General features: G+C 76.5%; 1 protein-coding gene. It reads left to right on the top strand.

Translation table 11 applies throughout. The annotated features are described in order from the left end of the window. Positions 1-2,536 (top strand): type I polyketide synthase (locus tag STBA_RS38115; RefSeq protein ID WP_171987822.1); only part of this gene is annotated, 2,536 nt, incomplete at both ends.

Raw genomic sequence — 2,536 nt, forward strand, 5'->3', positions numbered from 1 at the left:
TTGATGTACCGACGTATCCGTTCCAGCGCCGCCGTTACTGGCTGACCGCGGACAGCGCCGCCGTGGGTGCGGCACGACTGGGGCTGGGCGAAGCGGCGCATCCGCTGCTGGGTGCGGGCGTGGAGCTGGGCGGCAGCGAGGGCTTCTTGTGCACCGGCAGTCTGTCCCTGGCTTCGCATGCCTGGCTGGCCGACCATGCGGTGAACGGTGTGGTGCTGCTGCCGGGGACGGCGATGCTGGAGCTGGCCGTTCATGCGGGGGATCAGGTCGGGTGCGGCACGGTGGAGGAGCTGACGCTCGAAGCGCCGCTGCTGATACCGGAGTTGGGCGATGTCCGTATCCAGGTCACCGTGTCCGCGCCCGAGGCGGACGGGCGGCGTGCCGTCGCCCTCCATTCGCAGCCCGCGGACGGGGCCGCCTGGACGCGGAACGCCACCGGATTCGTCACGGTCACCCCGGACACCCCCGCACCCGCCGCGCCCGCGCCGTGGCCGCCGCCCGGTGCGGAACGCGTCGGGGCCGACGCCGTCTACGGCCACCTGGCCGCGGGCGGCTTCGGGTACGGTCCGGCGTTCCAGGGGTTGACAGCCGTCTGGCGCGGTGGTGACGGCGCGTTGTTCGCCGAGGTCACGCTGCCCGAGGAGGCGGCGGAGCACGGCACGGACGACTTCGCGCTGCACCCCGCCCTGCTGGACGCCGCGCTGCACGCGCTCGCGCACGACGTGCTGGTCGGCGCGGACGGCGCATGCCGCCTGCCGTTCGTCTGGCACGGCGTCACCCTGCACGCGGCCGGCGCGACCACGCTGCGCGTGGCCCTGCGCCTCGCGGACAGCGGCGATGTGTCCCTCACGGCGCACGACCAGCACGGCAGACCGGTCGCCGAGGTCGCGGCCCTGCGGCTGCGCGCCACCGCGGGCCCGCTGCGCCAGGACACCGCCGCGGGCGGCGGCGGCCTGTACCGCCTGGTCTGGACACCGCTGCCCGCCGCCGAAGGGCCCGCCGAGCAAGTGACGACCGTGCGCGTCGACTTCGGGGCGCCGCACACCCCCGCGAACGACGTACCCGTCGCGGTGCATGCGCTGACCTGCAGCGCCCTGGCGACCGTGCAGGACTGGCTGGCCAATCCGGAGAACGAGACACGGCGGCTGGCCGTGGTAACACGCGGCGCCGTGGCCGCCGGGCCGGACGAGGCCGTGACCGACCCGGTGGCGGCGGCCGTGTGGGGCCTGGTGCGCTCCGCGGCGACCGAGCATCCCGGGCGCTTCACGCTGATCGACGCGGACGGGGACGGCAACCCGCTGGCGGACGAACGGGTCGCCGCGGCCGTCGCCGCGGGCGAGCCGCAGCTCGCCGTGCGCGCGGGCACCGTCTCCGTGCCGCGGCTCGAAGCCGCCGAGCGGCCACGGGCGGGCGGGCTGCCGCCGTTCGCCGCCGACGGCACGGTGCTGATCACCGGCGGCTCGGGAACGCTGGGCCGCCTCGTCGCCCGGCACCTGGTGACGGAGCGCGGCATCCGCGATCTGCTGCTCGTCTCGCGCCGCGGGGCCGACGCGCCCGGCGCCGCCGAACTCGACGCGGAGCTGGGCGCCTTCGGGGCCCACGTGGAGCACGCGGCCTGCGATGTCGCCGACCGGGACGCCCTGGCCGCGCTGCTCGCGGGCCGTCGGCTGTCCGCCGTCGTGCACGCCGCGGGCGTCCTGGACGACGGTGTGGTGGAGTCCCTCACGGCCGAGCAGGTGGTGCGGGTCTTGGCGCCGAAGGCGGACGCGGCGTGGCACCTGCACGAGCTGACGCGGGATCAGGAGCTGTCGGCGTTCGTGCTGTTCTCGTCCGTCATCGGCACGACGGGCGGCGCCGGGCAGGGCAACTATGCGGCGGCGAACGCGTTTCTCGACGCGCTGGCCCTGCACCGCAGGGCGCAGGGGCTGCCCGCGGTGTCGCTGGCGTGGGGTCTGTGGGCCGAACGCAGCGGCATGACCGGCGGCATGAGCGGCACCGACGTGGCGCGGATGGCCAGGGGCGGCCTCGTTCCGCTCGACTCGGCCACCGGCCTGGCCCTGTTCGACGCGGGCGCCGCCCTCGGCGAGCCGTTCGCCGTCGCCGCGACGCTGCGTCCCACCGTGCCCGCCGGCGAGGACGTGCCCGCGGTGTTCGGCGGGCTGGTGCGGGCCGCCGCCCCGCGCCGCCCGCGGCTCACCGCGCCCGCCGACGGCGGCGGCACCGGCCTTGCGGCCTCGCTGGCCGGGCTGTCCGCCGACGAGCAGCGGGCGGCGCTGGTCGAGCTGGTGCGCGCCCAGGCGGCGAACGTGCTGCGCCGCGGCACGGCCGCGTCGGTCGACCCGGCGCGCGCGTTCAAGGAACTGGGCTTCGACTCGCTGATCGGCCTGGAACTGCGGAACCGCCTGAACGCCGCGACCGGCCTGCGCCTGCCCGCGACCGCCGTCTTCGACTACCCGACGCCGGAGGGCCTGGCCGACTACCTGCGCACCCGCGTTCTCGACCTCGCCCCCGAACAGCCGTCGGCCGCGGTGGTCCC

The organism is Streptomyces sp. MP131-18, from assembly GCF_001984575.1.
Taxonomy (GTDB): domain Bacteria; phylum Actinomycetota; class Actinomycetes; order Streptomycetales; family Streptomycetaceae; genus Streptomyces; species Streptomyces johnsoniae.